Genomic DNA, 25876 nt, shown 5'->3' on the forward strand with positions numbered 1-25876 from the left:
GCGTTCAGCCTACGAGGCGAGCCACCTCGACCATCGCCGAGGTGATCTGCGCGATCTCGTCGGCCCCGCAGATGAACGGCGGCATCGCGTAGATGAGGTTGCGGAACGGTCGCAGCCACACGCCGTGGTCCAGCGCGGCCGGGGTGGCGACGGCCAAATCGACGGGCCGGTCGCATTCGATGACGCCGATGGCGCCGCATACCCGCACATCGGTCACGGCCGGCAGCGCCCGGGCCGGCTGCAGCCCGGCGGTGAGCCCGGCGCTGATCTCGCCCACCGCCGCGCGCCAGTCGTGCCGCAGCAGCAACTCGATACTGGCCACCGACACCGCGCAGGCCAGCGGGTTGGCCATGAAGGTGGGCCCGTGCAGCAGCGGACCCGCGGCGCTGATGCCGTGTGCGACGTCAGCGGTGCACAGCGTTGCGGCCAGGCTCAGGTAGCCACCGGTGAGCGCCTTGCCGACACACATGATGTCCGGGCTGACCTCGACGTGGTCGGCGGCGAACAGCTCGCCGGTGCGCCCGAAACCGGTGGCGATCTCGTCGAAGATCAGCAACACCCCGTGCCGGCCGCAGATGTCGCGCAGGTCCACCAGGTAGCGGGGGTCGTGGAAGCGCATCCCGCCCGCGCCCTGCACCACCGGTTCGACGACCACGGCCGCCAGCTCGCCGGCGTGCTCGGCCAGCTGAGCCTCGAACGCCGCGCTGTAGCCCGGGTCGTAGTCGCGCGGCACCTGCGGGGCGAACACCTGCTCGGCGAGCACGTCGGTCCACAGCGAGTGCATGCCGCCGTCGGGATCGCAGATGCTCATCGAGGTGAACGTGTCGCCGTGGTAGCCGCCGCGCCAGGTCATCAGCCGCGTCTTGCCGGTCCGGCCTTGACTGCGCCAGTACTGCAACGCCATCTTCACCGCGACTTCGACCGACACCGACCCGGAGTCGCAGAAAAACACCGTTTCCAGCCCGGCCGGGGTGATGTCCACCAGTAGCTGGGCCAGCCGCGCCGCGGGCTCATGGGTGAGGCCGCCGAACATGACATGGTTCATCGTGTCCAGTTGCGTGGTCAGCGCGGCGTCAAGGACCGGGTGGCCATGACCGTGGATCGCGGTCCACCATGAGCTCATCGCGTCCAGCGCGTCGATCGGCTCGCCGTCGCGGATCAGGGTCAGCCACGCGCCGCGCGCGCCGACGGCCACCACCGGCGGCACCGCCTCGGCGCCGATCGTGCTGTACGGGTGCCACAGGTGGGCGGCGTCGATCGCGCTGATCTGCGCTGGCGTCAACGCGGGCACGATGACCGAGCGTAATCCAGCCGGTATGCGGCCGCCGGTTCGCGGAACCGGCCACCATCGGGGAGCATTGACCGGCATGGCCTTGCCGGATGAGCCTCGTCACCCCTACCCGGGCAACAGCCGCCCGCCGAAACGTCGGCTGCGGCTGGCTCGCTGGGACGTGATCTGCACCGTTGCCACGCTGACGCTGGTCATTGTCGCGGCCACCACGACGACGTTGCCGTCGCGGCTTTTCGGCTTTGTGGCCGACGTCTGCGCGGCGGACAGTTGCGCCCCCGCACCGTTGGGCATCAACTACTGGATCTACCCGGTGGTATGGGGCGGTTTGGGTGCGGCGTGCGCCGCGGCGGTCATCGGCCCGTTCGTGTCCCTGGTGAAGGGCTGGTACCTGTTCTTCTGGCCGCTGCTGGCGGTGGCCATCGTCGCCCTCAGCTCGGTGGCCGGGTCGGTGATGACCGCATTCAGCGAACAGTACGGTCATTGACGCCGCGTCGCCGACGTGAGACCGAAATCACAACGGACCGCAGAGGATTCGGCCACCAGCGGTCACCGTTCGGTCACAGTACGACAAAAATCCTTCGCACGGCCGCCCCGGCAGTGGCCACCACGACCATCTGTTGTCAAAGTGTCTGTAGTGACTCGTGTGACTGCCGTGGCGGTCGTGCACGGAGCGTTGTGACCGAGAGGGGTGGATTCGAATGAGGCGCAGCTACGCCGCCGCCATCGGTGCGGCCGCGTTGGCGGCGGGGTTGGCCGGCACGCCCGGCATGGCGAGCGCTGATACGAACGTCGTGTCAGCCAGCCACCAGCAGGCCATCAACTACGTGATCCAGCGCGCGTTGTCCCAGCGCGGCGTGCCGTACCTGTACGGCGGGGGCAACGTCGCGGGGCCGACCCGCGGCACCGGCCTACACGCCAACACCGTCGGATTCGACGCCTCGGGCCTGGTTCAGTACGCCTTCGCCGGCGCCGGCATCAAGATGCCGCGGACCTCGGGCGAGCAGTGCAACGTCGGCCGCAAAATCCCGCCGGCGCAGGCCCGACCGGGCGACCTGATCTGCTATGGCCCCGGCGGCAGCCAAAGCGTCGCGATCTACCTCGGCAACGGACAGATGATCGAGGCCACTGATCCGGCGGTGACGGTGTCGGCGGCACGCACCACCAACATGACGCCCTACCTGACCCGGATCATCGACTCCTGACTTGCGCCGAGCAGACGCAAAAGCGGCCATGTGGGCCAGGATGGGGGTGCTTTTGCGTCCGCTCGGCCGGGGAACCGGTTAGGTAGATTGTCTGGCGATCATGCTGACCCTCCCCGCGATCCGCCCGGTTGCCGCTCGCCGGCCTGCCGCTGCCGCGAGCGGTGCTCGCCAGTCAGGGTTCTACCGCCACGACCTGGACGGCCTGCGCGGCATCGCGATCGCGCTGGTCGCGATGTTCCACGTCTGGTTCGGCCGGGTGTCCGGCGGGGTCGACGTGTTCTTGGCGCTGTCGGGATTCTTCTTCGGCGGCAAGGTGTTGCGGACCGCGCTCAACCCGGTGGCGTCGCTGTCACCCGTGCCGGAGGCAATCCGGCTGGTGCGACGGCTGCTGCCCGCACTGGTCGTCGTGCTTGCCGGGTCCGCGGTGCTGACCATCCTGATCCAGCCGCAGACCCGGTGGGAAACCTTCGCCGACCAGAGCCTGGCCAGCCTTGGCTACTTCCAGAACTGGGAGCTGGCCCGCACAGCAGGCGACTACCTGCGGGCCGGGGAGGCCGTCAGCCCGCTGCAGCACATCTGGTCGATGTCGGTGCAGGGCCAGTTCTACCTCGCGTTTTTGGCGCTGGTGTTCGGTTGTGCGTACGCGCTGCGCCGATCTCTCGGCCCGCGGCTGCGGACGCTGTTCGTCGTGCTGCTCGGCGCGCTGACCGCGGCGTCGTTCGGGTATGCGATCCTCGCCCACCAGACCAACCAGGCGATGGCCTACTACGACAGTTTCGCGCGGGCATGGGAGCTGCTGCTGGGAGCGCTCGTCGGCGCGCTGGTGCCCTACATCCGCTGGCCGATGTGGCTGCGCACGCTGCTCGCCACGGTCGCGCTGGCAGCGATCCTGTCCTGCGGTGCGCTCATCGACGGCGTCAGGGAATTCCCGGGGCCGTGGGCGTTGGTACCGGTGGGCGCGACGGTGCTGATGATCCTCGCCGGCGCCAACCGCCACGCCGACCCGGACATCGGCGGTCGCATGCCGCTGCCCAACCGGCTGCTGGCTGCGGGCCCGTTGATGACGCTCGGCGCCATGGCCTATTCGCTGTACCTGTGGCACTGGCCGCTGCTGATCTTCTGGCTGGCCTATACCGGGCATCGGCGCGCCAACGTCGTCGAGGGCACGGCCGTGCTGGTCATCTCCGGCGTGCTCGCCTATTTCACGATGCGCTACGTCGAGGATCCGCTGCGCTACCGCGCCCCGGTCCACGCCGTGACGCAGGCGCCCGCGGTGCCCTGGCGGTCGCGGCTGCGCCGGCCGACGATGGCGCTGGGATCGGTGGTGGCGCTGCTGGGCGTAACCCTGACCGCGACCTCATTCACGTGGCGTGAGCACGTCACCGTGCAGCGCGCCGACGGCAAGGAGCTCAGCGGGCTCAGCGCACGCGACTACCCGGGGGCGCGTGCTCTGGTCAAGCATGTGCGGGTGCCCAAGCTGCGGATGCGGCCCACGGTGCTGGAAGCCAAAAACGATTTGCCGCTGTCGACCAAAGACGGCTGCATCAGCGACTGGGCCAACCCGGCGCTGATCAACTGCACCTACGGCGACGCCAACGCCACACGGACCATCGCGCTGGCCGGCGGGTCGCACGCCGAGCACTGGATCACCGCGCTGGATCTGCTCGGCCGCAGGCATCACTTCAAGGTCGTGACCTACCTCAAGATGGGCTGTCCGCTGTCCACCGAGGAAGTCCCGCTGATCATGGGCAACAACGCCGCCTACCCGCAGTGCCACGAGTGGGTGCAAAAGACGATGGCCAAGCTCATCGCCGACCGTCCGGACTACGTGTTCACCACGTCCACTCGACCGTGGAACATCAAACCTGGTGACGTGATGCCGGCGACCTATATCGGGATCTGGCAGACGTTCGCGGACAACAACATTCCCGTGCTGGCCATGCGGGACACGCCGTGGCTGGTCAAGGACGGCCGGCCGTTCGAACCCGCGGACTGCCTGGCCAAGGGCGGCAGCGCATCCTCGTGCGGGGTCAAACGCTCCGACGTGCTGGCCGATCACAACCCCACCCTGGACTTCGTCGAGCAGTTCCCGGGGCTCAAACCGCTTGACCTCAGTGATGCGATCTGCCGCGCCGACATCTGTCGGGCCGTCGAGGGAAACGTGTTGATCTACCATGACGCTCATCACCTGTCGGCCACCTACATGCGCACCCTCGCCGGTGAACTCGGACGGCAGATCGCGGCCGCCACCGGCTGGTGGTGAGGCCTGAGCGTCTGCCACGCGACGCGGATACAGTCGAGTGATGCCGCCGAGACAACCGAACACGGACATGACTGACACCGCACCAACGCTGCCCACCGTGTGGCCGGGCAACAGCTATCCGCTCGGCGCCACCTACGACGGTGCGGGCACCAACTTCGCGCTGTTCTCCGAGATCGCCCACAAAGTCGAGCTGTGCTTGATCGACGACAACACCGAAACCCGCATCAACCTCGACGAGGTCGACGGCTACGTCTGGCACGCCTATCTGCCGGGCGTCGGACCCGGCCAGCGCTACGGGTTTCGGGTGCACGGCCCGTTCGAGCCGGCGGCCGGCCATCGGTGCGATCCGAGCAAGCTGCTGCTGGACCCCTACGGCAAGGCCTTTCACGGCGAGTTCGACTTCTGCCAGGCGCTGTTCTCCTACGACATGCAATTCGTCAACTCCGAAGGCGCCGAACCCGGAGAGACCGGCACTCCGCCCATGGTCGACTCACTGGGGCACACCATGACCAGCGTGGTGATCAATCCGTTCTTCGACTGGGCATTCGACCGGGCGCCGCGCACCCCCTACCACGAAACGGTGATCTACGAAGCACACGTCAAGGGCATGACGCAGACCCACCCGGCGATCCCCGAGGAGCTGCGCGGCACCTACGCCGGCCTGGCCCACCCGGCGATCATCGACCATCTCAAGTCCCTGAACGTCACGGCGATCGAATTGATGCCGGTGCACCAGTTCATGCACGACAGTCGGCTGCTGGAGATGGGCCTACGAAACTACTGGGGGTACAACACTTTCGGCTTCTTCGCCCCGCACCACGAATACGCGTCGTCTCGTGAGCCCGGCGGCGCGGTGGGCGAATTCAAAGCCATGGTCAGGACCTTCCACGAAGAAGGCATCGAGGTCATCCTCGACGTCGTCTACAACCACACCGCCGAGGGCAACCACCTCGGCCCGACCATCAACTTCCGCGGTATCGACAACGCTGCGTACTACCGGCTCGACGACGACGACCCACGCTTCTACAAGGATTTCACCGGCACCGGCAACAGCCTCAACGCCCGGCACCCGCACACTTTGCAGCTGATCATGGACTCGCTGCGCTACTGGGTGACCGAGATGCACGTCGACGGGTTCCGGTTCGACCTGGCCTCCACACTGGCCCGCGAATTCTACGACGTCGACCGACTGAGCGCGTTTTTCGACCTGGTGCAGCAAGACCCGGTGGTCAGTCAGGTCAAGTTGATCGCCGAACCGTGGGATGTCGGCGAAGGTGGCTACCAGGTAGGCAACTTCCCGGGTTTATGGACCGAATGGAACGGGAAATACCGCGATACTGTGCGTGACTACTGGCGCGGTGAGCCGGCGACCCTTGGCGAATTCGCTTCCCGACTGACCGGGTCGTCGGACCTCTACGAGGCGACCGGCCGGCGGCCAAGTGCCAGTATCAATTTCGTCACCTGCCACGACGGGTTCACGCTGGCCGACCTGGTCTCGTACAACGAGAAGCACAACGAAGCCAACGGCGAGGACAACCTCGACGGAGAAAGCCACAACCGGTCATGGAACTGCGGCGTCGAGGGTCCCACCGACGACCCCGAAATTTTGGCGCTGCGCGGCCGTCAAATGCGCAACATCCTGGCCACCCTGATGGTCAGTCAAGGCACCCCGATGATCGCCCATGGCGACGAGTTCGGGCGCACCCAGCACGGCAACAACAACGTCTACTGTCAAGACTCCGAGCTGTCCTGGATGGACTGGTCGCTGGCGGAGAAGAATGCCGATTTGCTTGCCTTCACCCGCAAAGTGACACAATTTCGCAAAAACCATCCGGTGTTTCGTCGCCGCCGCTTCTTCGAGGGCCGGCCCATGCGCCGCGACGACGAGCTGCGCGACATCGCGTGGCTGACAGCAAGCGGACGCGAGATGACCCAGGAGGACTGGGACAGGGGTTTCGACAAGTGCGTGGCGGTATTCCTCAACGGCAACGCCATTCGCGAACCCGACGCGCGCGGCGAGCGCATCGTCGACGACTCGTTCCTGTTGTGTTTCAACGCTCACGACGACCAGGTTGAGTTCGTGATTCCCGACGGCGATTACGCCAACGAGTGGACTGCAGAGCTGGACACCACCGATCCCACTGGCGCTGCGGACCTGGTCATCAACGCGGGCGACAAGGTCGCCGTCGCGGGCCGTTCGGTGCTTATCCTGCGTAAGACCGCCTGACATATGGCGTTTCCGGTACTGTCGACCTACCGGTTACAGCTGCGCGGCGCCCAGAGCGGATTCGGGTTCACCTTCGCCGACGCCGAAGCCCTGCTCGACTATCTCGACGAGCTCGGAGTTTCCCACCTCTACCTGTCCCCGGTCATGACCGCGGTCCGCGGCTCGCCGCACGGCTACGACGTCACCGACCCGACGACGGTGTCCGCCGAACTCGGCGGCGCCGAGGGTTTGGCGCGGCTTTCAGCCGCAGCGCGAGAACGCGGGATGGGACTGGTGGTAGACATCGTGCCTAACCACGTCGGCATCGACAAACCCGAGCAAAACCCGTGGTGGTGGGACGTGCTCACCCATGGCCGGTCGTCGCGCTATGCGCGGTTTTTCGACATCGACTGGGACGTAGGTGATGGCCGAATCCTCTTGCCGCTGTTAGGTTCCGACGACGACCTTACCGAGCTCGCGGTGGATGGCGACCGGCTGCGACTCGGCGATCTGGTGTTGCCGATCGCTCCCGGCAGCGGTGGCGGCAGTCCTGCGGAAATCCATGACCGTCAGCATTATCGGCTGGTGGGGTGGCGCAACGGGGTCTGCGGTTATCGGCGTTTCTTTTCGATCACGTCGCTGGCCGGGCTGCGGCAGGAGGACCGCGTGGTGTTCGATGCCTGGCATGCCGAGGTCGCCCGCTGGTTTTCCGACGGACTGGTCGACGGGGTCCGCGTCGATCACCCCGACGGGCTTGCCACCCCCACCGGCTATTTGGCGTGGCTGCGTGACCTGGTGGGGCCCGACGCCTGGATCGTGATCGAAAAGATCTTGGGCGTCGACGAGGCGTTGGAGCCGACGCTGCCGGTGGCCGGCACCACCGGCTACGACGTGCTGCGAGAGGTCGGAGGCGTTTTCCTCGACCCGGCGGGGGCCGCAGAGCTCACGGCGCTGTTCGAATCCGCCGGTGTCGACGATGCCGGCATGCCGGCGCTGGTACGGAGCCTCAAGGCCACCGTGGCCGCCGACACCCTGGGCAGCGAGTTGGGCAGGCTGCGGCGCAGTATCGTCGCCGCGGTCGGTGCCGACCATCCGCAGCTGCCGCACGCGGTGGCGGCGCTGCTCGGCTACATCGACGTCTACCGCTGCGACTATCCCGGCCTGGCCGCGACGCTGCCCAGAGCACTGGCCCAAACCGCGGCGGCCACCCCGGAATTGGTTCCGCCGCTGCAGATCGTCGCCGCCGCGCTGGCCAGCGGGGGTGAACCCGCGACACGGCTGCAGCAGTTGTGCGGCGCGGTCACCGCCAAGGCGGTCGAGGACTGCCTGTTCTACCGGGACGCCCGGCTGGTGTCGCTGAACGAAGTGGGCGGTGAGCCCCGGCGGTTCGGTGTCAGCGCCGCCGAATTCCACTACCGGGCCGCGATGCGTGCCCGGCTGTGGCCGTACACCATGACGACACTGACCACCCACGACACCAAGCGCAGCGAGGACGTCCGCGCCCGCATCGGCGTGCTCTCGCAAGTGCCGTCACTGTGGCGAGAGTTCGTCACCCGCTGGGAGCAACTCGCGCCCTCACCCGACATCGCTACCGGATTGTTTCTGTGGCAGAACATCTTCGGTGTGTGGCCGGTCAGCGGCAAGGTCACCGGCGAGCTGCGCGACAGGTTGCACGGCTACACCGAAAAAGCGATCCGGGAAGCCGCATTGCACACCTCGTGGCACGAACCGAACACCGAATTCGAGGGCGCAGTACACTCCTGGCTCGACATCGTGCTCGACGGGCCCGTCGCCCGTGAGCTGACCCAGCTTGTCGGCCAGCTCAACCCGCACGCGGAAAACGACGCGCTGGGCCAGAAGTTGCTCGCGTTGACCGTGCCCGGTGTCCCCGATGTCTATCAGGGCACCGAATTGTGGGACGACCGCCTGGTCGATCCCGACAACCGGCGTCCAGTCGACTACACAATCCGCCGCCAAGCGTTGAAGTCGTTGCAGCACCCAAAGATTCGTGTTGTCGCAGCAGCGCTGCGACTGCGACGAGCTCGCCCGGACACGTTCCTGCGCGGCGATTACCGTCCGCTACTCGCCACCGGGGCGGCAGCCGATCATGTCGTGGCGTTCGGCCGCGGTGACGACGTCGTGGTCGCCGTCTCCCGCTGGACGTTCCGGCTCGACGAAACCGGCTGGGGCGACACGATGGTGCCACTGCCCGACGGCCGGTGGCGCGACACCCTCAGCGGCGCGGTGTTCACCGGCGCGACGCCGACTGCTGTGCTGTTCACCGACTTTCCGGTGGCGTTGCTGGAGCGTGCCGATGCGTGAATTCGCGGTCTGGGCACCCAAACCCGAACGAGTGCGTCTCGACGTCGACGGCGTGGTCTACCCGATGACACGCGTCGACGGTGGCTGGTGGCGCGCCACCGTCGACGCGATGTCGAACTCCCGCTACGGTTTTCTGCTCGACAACGATCCCGCGGTGTTGCCCGACCCGCGCTCTCCGCGCCAGCCTGAGGGCGTGCACGCACGGTCCCAGCTGTGGGAGCCCGCTGCTGCGGCATGGACCGATAACGAATGGACCGGGCGCTCCGTGGAGGGCGCGGTGATCTACGAGTTGCACATCGGAACGTTCACGCCGACAGGAACTTTCGATGCGGCGATCGAAAAGCTGGATTATCTCGCGGATCTGGGCGTCGACTTTGTCGAATTGATGCCGGTCAACTCGTTCTCCGGCACACATGGCTGGGGATACGACGGTGTGCTGTGGTATTCGGTGCACGAACCCTACGGCGGCCCGGACGGGCTCGTCCGGTTCGTCGACGCCTGCCATGCCCGCGGCCTGGGTGTCCTGATCGATGTCGTGTTCAACCATCTCGGCCCGTCGGGCAACTACCTGCCACGGTTCGGGCCATACCTGTCGTCGGCGAGCAATCCGTGGGGCGAGGGCATCAACATCGCCGGCGCTGGCTCCGATGAGGTGCGCCGCTATATCATCGACTGCGCGCTGCGCTGGATGGCCGACTTTCACGCCGACGGCCTGCGACTGGACGCGGTGCACGCGCTGGTGGACACCACCGCCATACACATCGTCGAAGAGCTCGCCGCCGAAACCGATCGGTTGTCGCAGCAATTGGGCCGCCCGCTGTCGCTGATCGCCGAAAGCGACCTCAACGACCCGCGGTTGATTACCCCGCGCGAGCAGGGCGGCTACGGCCTGACCGCGCAGTGGGACGACGATATCCATCACGCCATCCACGCGGCGGTCTCCGGTGAACGGCAGGGCTACTACGCGGATTTCGGCTCGCTGGCCACACTGGCGCACACATTGCGGCACGGCTTCTTCCACGCTGCCACGTACTCGTCGTTTCGGGGCCGCCGCCACGGCCGGCCGCTGGACACGTCGAGGATTCCGGCCACCCGGCTGCTGGCCTACACCTGCACCCACGACCAGGTGGGCAATCGGGCACTCGGCGACCGTCCGTCGCAGAATCTCAGCTTCGGCCAGCTTGCCGTCAAAGCTGCTCTGGTGCTCGGATCACCTTATACAGCAATGCTTTTCATGGGCGAGGAATGGGGCTCGTCACGACCGTTCCAGTTTTTCAGCTCGCATCCAGAACCCGAGCTCGCTCAGGCCACCGCGGAGGGGCGCAGGAAGGAGTTCGCCCAGCACGGCTGGGAGGCCGACGAGATCCCAGACCCGCAGGACCCGAGAACATTCCAGCGCTCGAAGCTTGACTGGGACGAGGCCGCCGCCGGTGAGCATGCTCGCCTGCTGAGGCTCTATCAGGATTTGATCGCGTTGCGGCGCAGAGAATCTGATTTCGCCGACCCGTGGCTGGAGCATCTGGACGTCGACTATGACGAGGGTCAACGCTGGATCACCATGCGCCGCGGCCGGTTCACCGTCGCCTGCAATCTCGGCGCCGACGCGGTGAGTGTGCCGGCCGGCGGCGAGGTGGTGCTGGCTTCAGGCCAGCCCTCGGCGAGCGTCGAGCACTGTGTGCTGCCCGGGCATTCGTTCGCGGTTCTGCGTGCCCGCGGCTGATCGCCGTCAAGCCGTCCGGTCACCGGAAACCGGCTGGCGCGTGCGGGCACGTCGCGTGTTGTCCCACCACGAACCGATCACCATGACCGCACCTGCCCACGCCGCACCCAGCAGCCAGCCGGCCACCACATCGCTGATGTAGTGCACCCCGAGATAGACACGGGAGAACCCCATCACGGCGGCAACACCGATCGCGACGGTCCACGCCGCCACCCTGCCCGCCCAGCAGGTAATCAGCCATCGCGTCAGCATCCACACAGACAGAGACGCGCCCGCAGCGGCGCCGGCGGCGTGGCCGGAGGGAAACGAATATCCGTCCGCGGCGATCGCCGCGAACGGCAAGGGCGGACGGTCCCGGACCACCAGGGCTTTGGCGGTGAACAGCACCAGCGTGATCCCGCCGGCACCAGCGAGGCCGAACACCACTGGTGCCCAGGATCGAGCCCGCCAGCTGGCGACCGCGCAGGCACTGGCGGCCACGGCACCCGACGCGGCGCCCCCGCCCGCACCGGTGATCGCTCGCAATGCCGTAGTCATCCACAGGTCGCGATGCGTTGCCAGCCATCGAGCGGCTGGTTGGTCGATACCGGCGATCCCGTCACCCTCGAGCACGTCGTCGAGCACCTCGGTAAAGCCGGCCCCCAGCGCCACGACGACGGCCAACCCGATAAGCAATGCCACCCCGGCCACCTCGAACCGCGGCCACCGGCGCGGCACCGACCATCCCCGGTCGTGCCATGTCTCCCGGGCCCAGGCTTCGGCCCGCGTGACTGCGGCGATGTTTCGTAGGCGAGCCCACAGCACGGGGACCAGATCCCGACTGCGAGCCACCCAAACCGCCGCTGCGGCCAGCAGGATCAGCGAAACCAGGACGCCGACGCTGACCAGGCCAAAATCCTGTGCCCCCGGGCCGTACGTCATGATCGAAATCCAACCAGGAAAGGCCCGGCGGCCGACGTGCGGTCCTCGTGCCGGGCGCTCCTCAGATCGACAGGCAGCGTTTCGCGAGCACCCGGCGGATGCGGACGCCAACGTCGGTGTCGCTGTCCAAACCGATCCGCCGACGCCGGAACGTTGTCCTGGGCGGGAGGATTCAACCGCGCCGCCTACCGGTTACGGCACAGGAAACGCCGTCACAGCAAATAGCGGTACGCCGGTGAGCCCGGCTCGAGCACTTCGATGTGCAAGTCGGTGGCCCGCATCCGCGCGAGCAGCCCGTCGAGGTCGGCGGCTGATCCCAGTTCGATGCCGACCAGCGCCTCGCCGGTTTCCCGGTTGTTGCGCTTGACGTACTCGAACAGCGTGATGTCGTCGTTGGGTCCCAGCACTTGGTCGAGGAAACGGCGCAGCGCGCCGGGTTCCTGCGGAAAGTCGACCAGGAAGTAGTGCTTGAGGCCGAGGTGGACCAGCGAGCGCTCGAGGATCTCCCCGTAGCGGGACACGTCGTTGTTGCCCCCCGAGATCAAACACACAACCGTCGAGCCAGGTTCAATGTCGGCTTCCAGCAGGCCCGCGACGGACAACGCGCCCGCCGGCTCGGCGATGATGCCCTCGTGCTGGTAGAGATCGAGCAGCGCGGTGCACACCGCGCCCTCGTCGACCGCGGTGATCGACACCATGTCACCGGCGGCCGCCAGCGCCGCATAGGTAAGCGTTCCGGCCCGGTTCACCGCCGCGCCGTCGACGAACTGGTCTACATGGTCTAATGTCACCGGCTCCCCCGCCGCCAGCGCGGCCATCATCGCGGCAGCGCCCGCCGGTTCAACACCCAGCACCGAGGTGTTGGCTGTCCGCTCCGCCAGATAGGTAGCGATACCGGCCACGCACCCGCCGCCGCCGACCGGGACCACCACCAGGTCGGGCTCGACGTCGAGCTGGTCGAGCAGTTCAACGGCGATGGTGCCCTGACCGGCTATGGTGCGCACATCGTCGTACGGCGGCACCAGCGTGGCACCCGTGTGCGCCACGTCGGCGAGGGCAGCCTCGGCCGCCATGTCGTAGGTCGACCCGCCGACGATCAGCTCGACGAAGTCTCCGCCGTGATAGCGGATCCGGTCCTTCTTCTGCTTAGGCGTCTTCGCCGGCACGTATACCCGGCCACGAATCCCCAGCGCGCGACAGGCGTAGGCAAAACCCTGGGCGTGGTTGCCGGCCGACGAACACACCACACCTGCCGCGATTTCCTCCTCGGAAAGCTGTACCAGCAGGTTGTAGGCGCCACGCAGTTTGTAGGAGCGCACCGACTGCAGGTCTTCGCGTTTGAGGTACACCGTGGCATCGGTGGCATCCGACAACCGATCACACAGCTGCAACGGTGTGGGTGTGACGACGGAAGCGATCCGCTTGGCCGCAGCGTCGATGTCCGCCGCGGACAGCGGCGGGACACCGGGCTCTTGGCTGGGTTCGGCGGACACCGGGTTAATGGTGCCATTCACTAGGCAGTTCAGCCGACGGGGGTCAGCACGAACACCGGAATCTGGCGGTCGGTCCTGGCCTGATACTTGGCGTAGTCCGGCCAGACCTGCACGGCACGTTGCCACCAGAGTGCCTTTTCGTCGCCGAATACCTCACGCGCCTCGTAGTCCCGGGCAACCGGGCCGTCCTGCAGCTCCACCCGCGGGTTCTTCTTGACGTTGTGGTACCACACGGGGTGCCTCGGCGCGCCGCCCAACGAGGCGACGATCGCGTATTGGCCCTCGTGTTCGACCCGCATCAGCGGGGTTTTGCGAAGTTTGCCGGTCTTGGCTCCCACCGTGGTCAGCAACACGACGGGCTTTCCCTGCAGCTCGGTGCCTTCGGTTCCACCGGAGGCCATGTACTTTTCGGCTTGCTCGCGGGACCAGTCGAGCGGGCTCGGTGCGTATTCACCTGAAAGCGGCATACCGACACCTTAAGGGCCGGTCGCCCGCGACGACTTGCACCCGGCCCGTCCCATGTTCTGGCGTGTTCTCAGCTTTTCGGGTGGCCGAAAAATCAAGTTAAGCGTTACCTTTAATTCGTGACGACCCCGCAGCAGTTACGGTCCTTGGTTGGTCCCCGGGAGGTGCTGGTTGCCGGGGTGCCATGGCCCCGATACAAGGTGGTGGCCCTCATCGCAGGCTTTGCCACGTTGTTGCTAGGACGGCGCTGATGTAGTGACCCCCGTGGGGCGGGGATTTGGCGGTATCGAGATTTCGACGGCTGTGATGGCTTTCGCTGGCTGATCTGATCGGGGTAGCCGTGTGGCCGGGTGGCCCGGTGGTCCCGGATCAGGCGATGGCCCAACCCCCGGCGTGTGGGTGCAAGCCCAAGGTGGCCAACCGGGCGAGGTTGATCGCTCCTGCTCGGGCCAGGATGTCGGTCAGGATGCGTTTTTGGCCGCGGCACCGCGCCTTGCGACCACCCCAGGGGCGGCGGGTGAAGTGACTGATCTTGCGTTCCACGACCGGCCGATACGTTCGGTAATCGGCCTGCCAGGCCGGATCGCGTTGGCGGGCCTTGGCGTGCTGCAGGGCGGCTTCATGGGCATGGATGGTGATCACCCGCCCGCGACGGGCTTTGGTGCACTCCGCCTGCAGTGGGCAGGACCCACAGAACGCACCGAAGCGAGCGACCTGCTGACGTCGGCCGGTGCTGATCGCCACGGTGTGCTCGGCCGGGCAGGTCACGGTGCCGGCGGCCAGGTCGATACCGAACCGGTCTTTGGAATAGCCGTTGGCGTTGCGCACCGGGGGCACCTTGGCGCGCATGTCATGACCCCGCCCGGTCTGCTCATCCAGGGTGGCCCCATCGGCGTAAGCCGAATCGCCATACACCTCAAAGACGTTCGGCTCCGACTCGTTGTGCACATGCTCGCCGTGATCGGTGATCGTTTCATCGGCATCGGCATCGGCATCGGCATCGGTGGCGGCATCGGTGCTGCTGTCGGTGTCGGGGGCGGTGGCGGGTGCAGCACTTCTGATGTCGGTGGCGGGGTTGCCCAACAGCTCATCGATGACCTCACGGTCGGCGGCGTTGGCCGCGGTGATGGCCACCCCGGTGATCAGCTCGTCGTCGGGGTCGATACCCAGATGGGACTTGTAGCCATCGAAGGTCCGCGCCCGCGACTTATGCCCATGGCGGGCTTCGGTATCGACGGTGGAGATCATCCGGTCTTTGGCCACTCGCCGGGCAATGCGGAAGATTCCGTCGTCGCCGGCTTCGACGTCTTGGCCGGCCACCAGCGCCAACAACTCGACCGCCTCACTGAGTGCCCCATCGAGCTTGCGGCCATCGAGGGCCTCCAGTGCGGCGTTGGCGTCGCGCACCAGCGCATCGACCAAGGCTTCACGCGCTTTGGGGTCATCCCAGTCACACGGTGGTTTGCCCAGGCTGGCGTAGTCATCGTCGCGGGTCAGCACGGTGCGCACCGCACCGGCCACTTCCGGATCGGCCCGATCAGCCACGGTCAGCAGTTTGCGGATCGCGGCCCGCAGCTGGATCACCGTGTCCTGGGTGGCCACCGCATCCAACAGCGGCGTCGAATCCAGCACCCGGCGTCGTCCCCGCAACAACCCCGCCGCTCGCGCGGTGGTGTTCACGTCCTCGAACAACCGCCGTGGCCGATCCGATGCGCGTAGCCGGTTGCGCATGCCGACCAGCACCGTGGGATGAAAAGCCTCGGCGTCCACCGTCAACCCGGCGGCCGCTTTCCAGCGCAGATCAAAGGCCAACCGGTCACACGCCTCCCGATCCGACAATCCCTCATAGGCCTGCAGCAGCATCACTGTGGCCATCACCCGCGCCGGCACCGTCGGTCGACCCAGCGCCGAGCGCTTGAACAGATCAGCGAAATAGTCATCGTCAAACAGTGCACCGCCGTGCTCGGCCAACAGCCGGTAAATACTGCCCGCCGGCAGCTGATCACCCACCAGCAGCATCACGTCATCGAACCGGCCCTGCCGATCCTCCCGTCCCAAAGCCACACATCAGATCCTCGTCGACCACCTACGCGAAATCCGCTCAGGCACGCCGAAAGTCAGCGACTAAAACAGCACCGCCCTAGTCGGGGTGTTCACCGCCAGTGTGGCGCCGTCGGTCCTCGCCGCCGCCGGGGTCTCGGTGAGCGCGGGTCTGCTGCTCAAGGCGCTGCACCAGCCGCGCGGCTAGCCCCCAAATTCACGCGAGTTGTGCGCTGGGTGCGACGGCGGGTTCGTGGACGTCCGGCCCGGGCTGCGGCGCGTAGAGCTCGTCGATCTCGGCCGCGTATTTTTCGGCGATGGGCCGGCGCTTGAGCTTCATCGTCAGGGTCATCTCGTCACCGCCCGGCTCCCACAGGATGGGCAACACCCGGAACCGCTTAATTTGCTCGACCCGCGACAGTTTGGCGTTTCCCTCGGCCACCCCCGCGGCAATCCGGGCGATCACGTCGGGGTTGGCTGCCAGGGCCGCCGGCGACGCGTCGGACAATCCGTGCTGGGCCGCCAGCGGCCCCACCGAGTCGGCGTCGAAGACCAACAGCGCGGTGTTGTAGGGCCGCCCGTCGCCGACGGTGACCATCGCCCCGATCATCGGGCACGCGGCCAGGATCGCGTTCTCGATATTGGCCGGCGACATGTTCTTGCCGGCGGCGTTGATGATCAGCTCCTTCTTTCGGTCAACCACCCGCAGATAGCCGTCAGGGTCGATTTCGAGAATGTCGCCGGTGTGTAGCCAGCCATCGGCGTCGATGACCTCGGCGGTCTTGGCCGGCTCTTTGCGGTAGCCCTTCATCACCAGCGGCCCGCGGACCAGAAATTCGCCGTCCTCGGCGACCTTGCCCTCCAACCCCGGCAACAGCTTGCCAACCGTCCCGAGCCGTGCCTCACGCGGATGGCTGACGCTGGCCACGCAGCTCAGCTCCGACATTCCCCACACCTCGCAGATCGGGATGCCGATGCCGGCGAAGAAGCCCAGGGTCTCCTTCGGGATGGGCGCTGCACCAGAGACCGCCCAGCGCAGTTCGCCCAAGCCGAGCCGTGCCCGAAGCTTCGAGAGCACCAGCTCGTCGGCTTTGGCCCAGTCGGCGGCGAGCTCGTCCGATATCGACTCACCGGCAAGCAGCGCGGCCGCCCGCCTGGCCGCCACCGACATACCCCACTGCAAGACCTGCCGCTTTGCCTCATCCTGCTCATGCGTGACAGCGAATTCTACTGCGGCTTTGAGCTTTTCCCACACTCGCGGCACCGCGCCCCAAATGGTGGGCCGAGCGTCGGGCAGGGCCGCGGCGATTGCCTTGGCATCGGACACCACCGTGACCTGGGAGCCGAACACCTCCTGGTTGTACAACGCCATCATGCGGTCGGCGATATGCGCCGACGGGAGGAATGAGGTGATCCGGTCACCGAAGCGCACACCGAGAACATCTTGCAGCGCGAACGCTTCGAACATCAGGTTGGCGTGCGTCATCTCCACGCCCTTGGGGTTGCCCGTCGTGCCCGAGGTGTAAATAAGGGTGATGATGTCGTCGGGTTGCACTGCGCGCCAGGTGGATTCGAAGTCGAAGTCAGCCGGCGCGGCGGCGTACAGGTCGTCCAGGGACAGGGTGCCCCGCGGCGAACCGTCGATGCAGACGATGTGCTCGAGCCGGGCGCCGCTGGCGCGAATCCGGTCGACGTATTGCCGCTCGCACATCACCAGCTTGGTGCCGGCGTTGTCGAACAAGTAGGTCAGCTGCTCGGCGGGCAGCGTGTTGTACACCGAGAACGACGTCGCGCCGACATGCTGGGCACCGACTTCCAGTGGGTAAAACTCGATCCGGTTCGCCATCATCAGCGACACCGTGTCGGCGCGCCGAACCCCCAGCCCGGCCAGCCCCGCCGCAACCCGACGTACCTGGGCCGCATAGTCCCGCCAGGTCAACGTCTGGTGGCCGCCGGGCGTTCGCAGTGCTATGGCATCCGGATCGATTGCGGCGGTGCGCTGAAACGCCTCGCACATGGTGGTGGGGCGCTCTGCCAACGTCATTTTCGTCCTCCTTCTGCGCCTACCTCATCTGAGCACAGACCCGCCCGGCGGTGGAGTAGGTTCGCCGACATGGCAACGATCCTGATCACCGGTGCCAACGTGTGGGATGGACTTTCCGATGCGCCGGTGCGCCGACAGGTGCTGGTGGCCGACGGCCGGATCCGGCGGATCGGCGACACCATCGAGCCGCCTGCTGACGCGCAGGTGATCAACCTGCCGGGGCACACGCTGACGCCCGGATTCATGGATTGCCACGTGCATGTGACGTTGGCGCCGCCACTCGGCCCCATGGCGGCGACCGCTTCGAGCGTCGCGAAAGCGTTGAAGTCGGTGCCGGTGCTGCAGACCTTGCTGATGAACGGCTTCACCACCGTGCGCGACCTAGCCTGTGCCGACCTCGATTATCCGACTGTCGATCTGCGCGACGCTATCGCGGCCGGCACCGTGGCGGGTCCGCGGATGCTGGTGGCGCCGCACATGATCTCGGCGCGCGGCGGACATGGCGACTTCAGCGCAATGGTCGCCGACGAATACCAAGGCCCCTCGCGGGCGCTGGAATTGGCGGCGGCCGACGGGTGCGACGAGATCCGCACCCGGGTGCGCCAAGAGATCCGCGCCGGCGCGGATTGGATCAAGTTCGCCGCCACCGGTGGGTTCGCGTCGCCGTCCGACGATCCCGGCCAGGCCACCTACAGCCAGGAAGAGATGGACGTGCTGGTCGCGACCGCCACCGATCTCGGGGTGCCGGTCACTCCGCACAGCTACGGCGACGAGGGCATCCGGCGCGCGGTGCGGGCCGGTGTGCGCAGCATCGAACACGGAAATCTGGCCTCGGCCGACACATTGCGAATGATGGAGGACACCGGGGTGTTTCTGGTGCCGACGCAGTACGCGATCGTCTCCGGCGCCCGACGCGGCGAGGACGACCCGTTGTGGGCGGCCATGCCCGAATACGCGAAGCGCAAAGCCCGCAAGTATCGAGGTGCGTTGCTGGACGCCGCCGAGCGCGTCGCGGCAAGCAATGTCCGCATCGCGTTCGGCACCGATGCGGGAATGTTCCCGCACCAAGACAACTGGCGCGAGTTCCCGACGATGGTGTCCACCGGGATCACCCCGCTGCGCGCGCTGCAGGCTGCCACCAGCGTAGCGGCGGAACTACTTCAGCTCGACGACCTCGGGGTGATCGCCGAAGGCAAGATCGCCGATCTGGTCGCGATGCCGGGCGACCCGTTCAGCGATATCGAGGTCACCGGTCAAGTGGACTTCGTGATGAAAGAGGGTGTCGTCTACAAGAATCCCGCCACGAAGTTAGAGGGGCAGGTTGGAATTTCGGGGTAGGCGACATGCCGGGCCGGCGCGAAACCGACCCGTGCCGCCACGGACGCCCACCGTCTCCCGGTCCCCGTAGCAGAGGCGGCTGACAGATCCGTTCGGCCCGGTTAGGCGCCCAAACATCCCGGGCCCAGCAGCGCCTTGAGGTCACCCATCAGCGCCGGGGACGGTGTCACCCGCAGCGACGGGTCCAACTCCAAAGTGGTGACCCGGTCTCCGCTGAGCAGCCGCAGATGGACCTGGGAAGTGCCGGGATGGCGGGCCAGGACCTGTTTGAGCGCGTTGACCTTGTCGGGTGTGCATTGGCGGGTGGGCAAGCTCACTTCCAGTGGCCGCACTGGCTGCACGTTCGAAAAGTCTGGCACAAAAAGGTCATTGGCGATCAAGCAGATCCGATCGTCCTGAATCTTCACGCGCGCGTTGATCACCACCACGGCGTCGTCGACGATGTCGGCACCGTAACTGGAGTAGGTGTGCGGGAAGAACATCACCTCGATGCCACCGGTAAGGTCTTCTAACTGCGCTGATGCCCAGGGCATTCCGTTCTTGTTCACCCGGCGGTTCACCGATGCCAGGATGCCGCCAACCCGCACCGGAGCGTCATTGGGGATGTCGCCGTCGAGGATCGCCGGGATGGCGGTGTCTACCTGGGTGGCCAGCAGATGCGCCACTCCGTTGAGCGGATGCCCGGACACGTACAGCCCCAGCATTTCGCGCTCCAACGCCAGCTTGTGCTTGTCGTCCCACTCCTCGTCGGGCACTTTGACGTTGAACACCGCATCGGTGGCCATGTCGGTGCCGCCGAACAAGTCGAACTGGCCCATCGCCTCGGCCTTCTTGGTGCCCAGCACCGCGTCCACGGCATCCGTGTGAACCAGGAACAAGCCCTTGCGCGGGTGGCCCAGCGAATCGAAGGCGCCCGCTTTGATCAGCGATTCGGTGACCTTCTTGTTGCACGCCGCGATGTCGATCTTGTTCAGGTAGTCGGAGAAGTCGGTGAACTTACCCTTCTCGGTGCGGGTCTTGAGCAGCGAGGCAACAACGTTCGCACCGACATTGCGCACGGCGCCGAGTCCGTAGCGGATGTCGGTGCCTACCGACGCGAAGTTCAAACCCGACTCGTTGACGTCGGGCGGCAGCACCGTGATGCCCAGCTTGCGGCAATCAGCCAAGTAGACAGCGGCTTTGTCCTTGTCGTCGCCAACCGAGGTCAAAAGCCCTGCCATATATTCGGCCGGGTAGTTGGCTTTCAGGTAGGCGGTCCAATAGGACACCATCGCATACCCGGCGGCGTGCGACTTGTTGAACGCGTAGTCGGCGAACGGCAAGATGGTGTCCCACAGCGCCTTGATCGCACCTGCCGAAAAGCCGTTGGCACGCATGCCTGCCGCGAAGCTTTCGTATTCCGCGGCCAGTACGTCGGCTTTCTTCTTGCCCATGGCTTTTCGCAGAATGTCGGCTTGGGCCAGCGAATAACCCGCCACCTTCTGCGCGATCCGCATGATCTGCTCCTGGTAGACGATCAAGCCGTACGTCTCGGCCAGGATTTCCTGCAACGGTTCGGCGAGTTCGGGGTGGATCGGTGTGATGGGCTGGCGGCCGTTCTTGCGGTCGGCGTAGTCGTTGTGGGCGTTCATGCCCATCGGCCCGGGCCGGTACAGCGCGATCACCGCGACGACGTCTTCGAAGCCGGTGGGCTGCATGCGCCGCAGCAGGTCCCGCATGGGGCCGCCGTCGAGTTGGAAGACACCGAGCGTGTCGCCTCGGCCCAGCAGCGCGTACGTGGTCGGGTCGTCGAGCGGCACGGATTCGAGATCGACGTCGATTCCCCTGTTGGCCTTGATGTTTTCGATCGCGTCGCCGATGATGGTCAGGTTTCGCAGGCCGAGGAAATCCATTTTCAGCAGCCCGATTTCCTCGCACGCCGGGTAATCCCAGCCGGTGATGATCGCGCCGTCCTGCGGGCGCTTCCACAGCGGGATCGCGTCGGTGAGCGGTTCGCTGCTCATGATCACTGCGCAAGCGTGTACTCCGGCGTTGCGGATCAGACCTTCCAGCCCGCGGGCGGTCTCGTAGATGGTGCGAACGTCAGGATCGGTGTCGATCAGCCCGCGCACCTCGGCGGCTTCCTTGTACCGCTCGTGGCTGGGATCGGTGATCCCCGACAGCGGGATGTCTTTGGCCATGATCGGCGGCGGCAGCGCCTTGGTGATCCGGTCGGCGATCGCGAAACCGGGCTGGCCGTAGTGGATACGCGCTGAGTCCTTCAGCGCTGCTTTGGTTTTGATGGTACCGAAGGTGATCACCTGGGCGACCCGGTCGTGGCCCCACTTGTCGGCGGCGTAGCGCACCATCTCGCCGCGGCGACGATCGTCGAAGTCGATGTCGATGTCGGGCATCGAGGTGCGTTCCGGATTGAGGAACCGCTCGAACAGCAGCCCGTGCGGGATCGGGTCGATGTCGGTGATGCCCAGCGCGTAGGCGACCAGCGACCCGGCCGCTGAACCGCGGCCCGGACCGACCCGGATGTTCACCGAGCGGGCGTAGTTGACCAGGTCGGCCACGATGAGGAAGTACGACGGAAAGCCCTTGGCGCAGATGACTTCGATCTCGTAGGCGGCCCGCTCGGCATACCCCGGCGGTATGCCGTCCGGGAACCGTCGGGCCAGCCCGGCCTCGACCTCATGGCGCAGCCACGACGCCTGGTCGTGCCCTTCGGGCACCGGGAAAACCGGCATCCGGTTGCGCGGTGTCCACACCTCGGCATAGGAGCCCACCCGCTCGGCGATCAGCAGCGTGGTGTCGCAGGCCCCGGGGACGGCGTCGTCCCAGATCGCCCGCATCTCGGCGGCCGACTTCAGGTAGTAGCCGTCGCCTTCGAACTTGAACCGAGTGGGGTCCGACAGGGTCTTGCCGGTCTGCACGCACAGCAGCGCCTCGTGGTTGTGCGCGGCGTCGCGGGTGACGTAGTGGCAGTCGTTGGTGGCCAGCGGCTTGATGCCGAGCTTGCGACCGATCTCGAGCAGCCCGTCGCGGACCCGCCGCTCGATGGCCAACCCGTGGTCCATCAGCTCCAGGAAATAATTGTCCGGACCGAAGATCTCGCGCCACCGGGCGGCCGACTGCAGCGCTTCGCGGTGCTGGCCGAGCCGCAGCCGGGTCTGCACCTCCCCGGAGGGACAGCCGGTGGTGGCGATGATGCCGCCGGCGTACTCGGCGATCAGCTCGGCGTCCATTCGCGACCATTTGCCCAACTGGCCCTCGAACGACGCCAGCGACGTCAGCTTGAACAGGTTGCGCAGCCCGGCGGCATTCTCGGCGATCATGGTCAGGTGGGTGTAGGACCCGCTGCCCGAGACGTCGTCGCCCTTCTGCGCCGGATCGCCCCAGAACACCCGCCGCGAGTCGAACCGTGAGCCGGGCGCGACATAGGCCTCGACACCGATGATCGGCTTGATCCCGGCTCCGGTGCATGCGTTGTAGAACTCGCTGGCGCCGAACATGTTTCCGTGATCGGTCATACCGATTGCCGACATGCCCAGACGCTGCGCCTCGGCCAGCATCGGGCTGATCTTCGCAGCACCGTCCAGCATCGAGTACTCGGTGTGGTTATGCAGGTGCACGAAGGAGCCAGTCATCGCAGACGCCAGTCTATGGCCGCCCACCGACACAGTTCCGGCGTGTCGCCCTGGAGTGTCGTCAGCTGTGTGATCGGGGCTCACCCCGGCGGGCCGACCGTGAATGAGCTGCAATCGAGTTGTTACGTCGAGTAATCCCGCGGTGATCGCGCACTAACAGCCGGGCAATGCCGCCATGGTCTCCTGGCGATATGGGAATGCTGTCACGATTCGGTAAGCGCAAGGCGCTGCCGCTCTATGATCGGATCGGCGGCCATGAGGCGATCGAAGTGGTCGTCGACGATTTCTATTCGCGGGTACTCGCCGATGAACAGCTGGCGGGCTTCTTCGCCGGGACGAACATCAACCGGTTGAAAGGCAAGCAAGCCGAATTCCTCGCGGCGGCCCTCGGCGGCCCGCAGCCTTACACGGGTGTCTCGATGAAGCAGGCGCACAAGGGCCGCGGGATCACCATGCACCATTTCAACCTGGTGGCCGCACACTTGAGCGATTCGCTCACCGCGGCGGGCGTTCCCGACGAGACCGTGGCAGAAATCCTTGCCGTGGTGGCGCCGCTGGCCGGCGACATCGCCTCGGACGCCGAACCGGCCCGCGTCTGATCCCTACGGTGCTGCGCAGCGGGCCCGGCGGTCAGCGACGTCGGCCACAATGCCTGCATGCCCCGAAGCTTCGACGACCTGGTGGCCCAGGCCGCGGCGGCACCCGTCGACGGCTGGGACTTCTCCTGGCTCGATGGCCGCGCCACCGAACAACGCCCGTCGTGGGGTTACCAGCGGCTGATGAGCCAGCGGCTGGCCCGGGCCTCAGCCGCGGTCGACCTGCAGACCGGTGGCGGAGAAGTGCTGGCCGGTGCCGCCACATTCCCGCCGACCATGGCCGCCACCGAGTCGTGGCCACCCAACGCCGCACTGGCCACTCGGCGCTTGCACCCGCGCGGGGTGGTGGTGGTCGCTACCCGCGATGAGCCGCCGCTGCCGTTCGCCGACGAAGCGTTCGACTTGGTGACCAGCCGCCACCCCATCGCGGTGTGGTGGACGGAAATCGCGCGGGTGCTCAGGCCGGGCGGCACGTACTTCGCCCAACACATCGGTCCGGCAAGCGTGCGTGAGCTGGTCGAGTTCTTCCGCGGGCCCCAGCCGGCGACCACCCGCTACCCGGACGACTGGAGCACCGGTGCACGAGCGGCCGGCCTGCAGATCGTCGATCTGCGCATGGAGCGGCTGCGCGCGGAGTTCTTCGACGTCGGCGCCGTCATCTATTTCCTGCGCAAGGTGATCTGGGCGGTGCCCGACTTCAGCGTCGACCGCTATCGGGAGCGGCTGCGCGACTTGCATGACCGCATCGAAGCCGACGGGCCCTTCGTCACGTACTCCACCCGAGTGCTCGTCGAAGCCCGCAAACCGCCGTGATCACCCCTCGGCCCGTAACAAGTCCAACGCATGCTGCAGATCCGGCGGATAGGGACTGACAATCTCCACCTGCCGGCCGTCGGCCGGGTGTGCGAATGACAGCGACCTCGCGTGTAGCCATTGACGTTCCAGCCCAAGCTTTTTCGCGAGCGTTGGGTCGGCGCCGTAGGTCAGGTCGCCGCAACATGGGTGATGCAGTGCGGCAAAGTGCACCCGGATTTGGTGGGTGCGACCGGTTTCCAGGTGCACGTCGAGCAGGCTGGCGGCAACGAACGCTTCGATGGTGTCGTAATGGGTGAGGCTGTGCCGGCCGTGTTTGGTGACGGCGAACTTCCAGTCGTGGCTGCGGTGCCGGCCGATCGGAGCGTCGATGGTCCCGCTGGAGGGATCCGGGTGTCCTTGCACCAGCGCGTGGTAGCGCTTGTCGACGGTGCGGTGTTTGAACGCGCGCTTGAGCACGGTATAGGCCCGGTCGGACAGCGCCACCACCATCACCCCGGAGGTGCCGGCGTCGAGGCGATGCACGATGCCCTGTCGCTCATGGATGCCCGATGTGGTGATCCGGAAACCCGCGGCCGCCAGCCCACCGAGCACCGTAGGCCCAGTCCAGCCCACGGTGGCGTGCGCGGCCACCCCGGGCGGCTTGTCGACCGCGACGATGTCGTCGTCGGCATACAGGATCGTCATGCCCTCGACGGCGACCGGCGTGTTTTCCAACGGGGGCGGCGCCTCGGGCAGCCGGACATGTAACAGGGCGCCCGGGGTCAGCCGGTCGGATTTGCCGACCGGTACGCCGTCCAATTCGACGCCGCCGTCCTCGGCCAGCGCGGCGGCCGCGGTCCGCGACAGGCCCAGCAGACGCGCCAGGCCCGCGTCGACACGCATGCCCGCCAATCCCTCCGGGACCGGCATCGAACGGTGGCGCATCAGGGTTGGTCGGCCTCATGTGGTGCCGGGGAAACATCGCGTCTGCGCCTGCCCACGGTGTCGAAGTCATAGCCGAACACCGACAGCGCGACCAGCAGGATCGCCCCGCCCACCACCGACGGGTCGGCGACGTTGAACACCGGCCACCAGCCAATGGACAGAAAATCCACGACATGACCGCGCAGCGGTCCCGGGGAGCGGAAGAACCGGTCGACGAGGTTGCCCGTCGCCCCGCCCAGGATCATGCCGAGGCCGATGGCCCACCACGGCGACACCAGGCGTCGGCCCATCCAGAAAATGCCGACCACGACGCCGGTCGCGATCACCGTCAACAACCAGGTGTATCCGGTGGCCATCGAGAACGCCGCCCCGGAATTGCGCACCAACGTCCAGGTGACGGTGTCGCCGATGATCGACACCGGCTGTCCGGGGGTCAGTAGCTCGACGGCGAGCACCTTGGTGACGATGTCGAGCACCAGCACGACCGCGGCCACCGACAGCAGCAGGCGCAGCCGTCGCGGCGGCGCGGCGGCTTCAGGGTTTCCCGCCGTCACCGGCTCAGCCGATCGCGTTGGTTCCTCAGACACGCTTACATCATCCCCT

The 25876-nt window shown here is 66.6% G+C and carries 18 protein-coding genes; 9 read left to right on the forward strand and 9 right to left on the reverse strand.

The window, feature by feature from the left end:
- Window positions 1-4: 4 nt before the first annotated feature.
- Window positions 5-1291 carry an adenosylmethionine--8-amino-7-oxononanoate transaminase gene (locus MHEC_RS12725; protein ID WP_048893543.1) on the reverse strand — a complete coding sequence of 429 codons (1287 nt, stop codon included), beginning with the start codon at window positions 1289-1291 and terminating at the stop codon, window positions 5-7.
- A 1-nt stretch (window position 1292) separates the two neighbouring features.
- Here MHEC_RS12725 and MHEC_RS12730 point away from each other — a divergent pair, with 1 nt between their 5' ends.
- The 6 genes from MHEC_RS12730 to treZ all read left to right on the forward strand — a co-directional run bounded on the left by MHEC_RS12730 (window position 1293) and on the right by treZ (window position 11004).
- Window positions 1293-1775 carry a hypothetical protein gene (locus tag MHEC_RS12730; RefSeq protein WP_372507352.1) on the forward strand — a complete coding sequence of 161 codons (483 nt, stop codon included), beginning with the start codon at window positions 1293-1295 and terminating at the stop codon, window positions 1773-1775.
- Between the two features lie 214 nt (window positions 1776-1989).
- Window positions 1990-2493 carry an NlpC/P60 family peptidoglycan-binding protein RipD gene (gene ripD, locus MHEC_RS12735; protein ID WP_048893538.1) on the forward strand — a complete coding sequence of 168 codons (504 nt, stop codon included), beginning with the start codon at window positions 1990-1992 and terminating at the stop codon, window positions 2491-2493.
- A 100-nt stretch (window positions 2494-2593) separates the two neighbouring features.
- Complete coding sequence (locus MHEC_RS12740; RefSeq protein WP_048893539.1) at window positions 2594-4756, forward strand: acyltransferase family protein; 2163 nt, start codon at window positions 2594-2596, stop codon at window positions 4754-4756.
- Between the two features lie 67 nt (window positions 4757-4823).
- Complete coding sequence (gene glgX / locus MHEC_RS12745; RefSeq protein WP_048893540.1) at window positions 4824-6983, forward strand: glycogen debranching protein GlgX; 2160 nt, start codon at window positions 4824-4826, stop codon at window positions 6981-6983.
- A gap of 3 nt (window positions 6984-6986) precedes the next feature.
- Window positions 6987-9284, forward strand: a complete 2298-nt coding sequence (gene treY / locus MHEC_RS12750) for a malto-oligosyltrehalose synthase (protein WP_048893541.1) — start codon at window positions 6987-6989, stop codon at window positions 9282-9284.
- Complete coding sequence (gene treZ / locus MHEC_RS12755) at window positions 9277-11004, forward strand: malto-oligosyltrehalose trehalohydrolase (protein ID WP_048893544.1); 1728 nt, start codon at window positions 9277-9279, stop codon at window positions 11002-11004. Before treY ends, treZ begins: the two co-directional genes overlap by 8 nt.
- A gap of 6 nt (window positions 11005-11010) precedes the next feature.
- Here the strand turns inward: treZ and MHEC_RS12760 are convergent, their stop codons facing one another.
- From MHEC_RS12760 to fadD11, 5 genes are all read right to left on the reverse strand, one after another.
- Window positions 11011-11925 carry a phosphatase PAP2 family protein gene (locus tag MHEC_RS12760; RefSeq protein ID WP_082170021.1) on the reverse strand — a complete coding sequence of 305 codons (915 nt, stop codon included), beginning with the start codon at window positions 11923-11925 and terminating at the stop codon, window positions 11011-11013.
- 212 nt (window positions 11926-12137) lie between these two features.
- Complete coding sequence (gene ilvA, locus MHEC_RS12765) at window positions 12138-13418, reverse strand: threonine ammonia-lyase (protein ID WP_048893546.1); 1281 nt, start codon at window positions 13416-13418, stop codon at window positions 12138-12140.
- Between the two features lie 29 nt (window positions 13419-13447).
- Window positions 13448-13885 carry a nitroreductase family deazaflavin-dependent oxidoreductase gene (locus tag MHEC_RS12770; protein WP_048893542.1) on the reverse strand — a complete coding sequence of 146 codons (438 nt, stop codon included), beginning with the start codon at window positions 13883-13885 and terminating at the stop codon, window positions 13448-13450.
- Window positions 13886-14252: 367 nt separating this feature from the next.
- Window positions 14253-15947: a transposase gene (locus tag MHEC_RS12775; protein ID WP_201399509.1), complete on the reverse strand. Its 1695-nt coding sequence runs from the start codon at window positions 15945-15947 to the stop codon at window positions 14253-14255.
- Between the two features lie 193 nt (window positions 15948-16140).
- Entirely contained in the window at window positions 16141-17967 is a 1827-nt protein-coding gene (fadD11, locus tag MHEC_RS12780; protein ID WP_048892695.1) for a fatty acid--CoA ligase FadD11, read from the reverse strand.
- Between the two features lie 69 nt (window positions 17968-18036).
- On the opposite strand from fadD11, the gene MHEC_RS12785 reads away from it, so the two are divergent.
- Window positions 18037-19305: a metal-dependent hydrolase family protein gene (locus MHEC_RS12785; protein ID WP_048892694.1), complete on the forward strand. Its 1269-nt coding sequence runs from the start codon at window positions 18037-18039 to the stop codon at window positions 19303-19305.
- Window positions 19306-19406: 101 nt separating this feature from the next.
- Here MHEC_RS12785 and dnaE read toward each other — a convergent pair whose 3' ends face one another.
- Complete coding sequence (gene dnaE, locus MHEC_RS12790; RefSeq protein WP_048892693.1) at window positions 19407-22937, reverse strand: DNA polymerase III subunit alpha; 3531 nt, start codon at window positions 22935-22937, stop codon at window positions 19407-19409.
- Window positions 22938-23128: 191 nt separating this feature from the next.
- Between dnaE and MHEC_RS12795 the strand changes: the two genes are divergently transcribed.
- Entirely contained in the window at window positions 23129-23536 is a 408-nt protein-coding gene (locus tag MHEC_RS12795) for a group I truncated hemoglobin (protein WP_048892692.1), read from the forward strand.
- A 57-nt stretch (window positions 23537-23593) separates the two neighbouring features.
- Entirely contained in the window at window positions 23594-24346 is a 753-nt protein-coding gene (locus MHEC_RS12800) for a class I SAM-dependent methyltransferase (RefSeq protein WP_048892691.1), read from the forward strand.
- Here the strand turns inward: MHEC_RS12800 and MHEC_RS12805 are convergent, their stop codons facing one another.
- Together MHEC_RS12805 and lspA are read right to left on the reverse strand one after the other, a co-directional pair.
- Window positions 24347-25273, reverse strand: coding sequence for an RluA family pseudouridine synthase (locus MHEC_RS12805; protein ID WP_099869066.1), 927 nt, complete (start codon window positions 25271-25273; stop codon window positions 24347-24349).
- A complete protein-coding gene (lspA, locus tag MHEC_RS12810) occupies window positions 25273-25860 on the reverse strand; it encodes a signal peptidase II (RefSeq protein ID WP_048892705.1) in 588 nt (195 codons plus the stop codon). The genes MHEC_RS12805 and lspA overlap by 1 nt, the downstream gene beginning before the upstream one ends.
- Between the last annotated feature and the right edge of the window lie 16 nt (window positions 25861-25876).

The organism is Mycobacterium heckeshornense, from assembly GCF_016592155.1.
GTDB lineage: Bacteria > Actinomycetota > Actinomycetes > Mycobacteriales > Mycobacteriaceae > Mycobacterium > Mycobacterium heckeshornense.

What these genes read in the sequence shown, in the direction of transcription:
- MHEC_RS12730 (WP_372507352.1), top strand. Translation starts at nt 1,293, where the DNA reads ATGACCGAGCGTAATCCAGCCGGTATGCGGCCGCCGGTTCGCGGAACC.
- ripD (WP_048893538.1), top strand. Translation starts at nt 1,990, where the DNA reads ATGAGGCGCAGCTACGCCGCCGCCATCGGTGCGGCCGCGTTGGCGGCG.
- MHEC_RS12740 (WP_048893539.1), top strand. Translation starts at nt 2,594, where the DNA reads ATGCTGACCCTCCCCGCGATCCGCCCGGTTGCCGCTCGCCGGCCTGCC.
- glgX (WP_048893540.1), top strand. Translation starts at nt 4,824, where the DNA reads ATGACTGACACCGCACCAACGCTGCCCACCGTGTGGCCGGGCAACAGC.
- treY (WP_048893541.1), top strand. Translation starts at nt 6,987, where the DNA reads ATGGCGTTTCCGGTACTGTCGACCTACCGGTTACAGCTGCGCGGCGCC.
- treZ (WP_048893544.1), top strand. Translation starts at nt 9,277, where the DNA reads ATGCGTGAATTCGCGGTCTGGGCACCCAAACCCGAACGAGTGCGTCTC.
- MHEC_RS12760 (WP_082170021.1), bottom strand. Translation starts at nt 11,925, where the DNA reads ATGACGTACGGCCCGGGGGCACAGGATTTTGGCCTGGTCAGCGTCGGC.
- MHEC_RS12770 (WP_048893542.1), bottom strand. Translation starts at nt 13,885, where the DNA reads ATGCCGCTTTCAGGTGAATACGCACCGAGCCCGCTCGACTGGTCCCGC.
- fadD11 (WP_048892695.1), bottom strand. Translation starts at nt 17,967, where the DNA reads ATGACGTTGGCAGAGCGCCCCACCACCATGTGCGAGGCGTTTCAGCGC.
- MHEC_RS12785 (WP_048892694.1), top strand. Translation starts at nt 18,037, where the DNA reads ATGGCAACGATCCTGATCACCGGTGCCAACGTGTGGGATGGACTTTCC.
- dnaE (WP_048892693.1), bottom strand. Translation starts at nt 22,937, where the DNA reads ATGACTGGCTCCTTCGTGCACCTGCATAACCACACCGAGTACTCGATG.
- MHEC_RS12795 (WP_048892692.1), top strand. Translation starts at nt 23,129, where the DNA reads ATGGGAATGCTGTCACGATTCGGTAAGCGCAAGGCGCTGCCGCTCTAT.
- MHEC_RS12800 (WP_048892691.1), top strand. Translation starts at nt 23,594, where the DNA reads ATGCCCCGAAGCTTCGACGACCTGGTGGCCCAGGCCGCGGCGGCACCC.
- MHEC_RS12805 (WP_099869066.1), bottom strand. Translation starts at nt 25,273, where the DNA reads ATGCGCCACCGTTCGATGCCGGTCCCGGAGGGATTGGCGGGCATGCGT.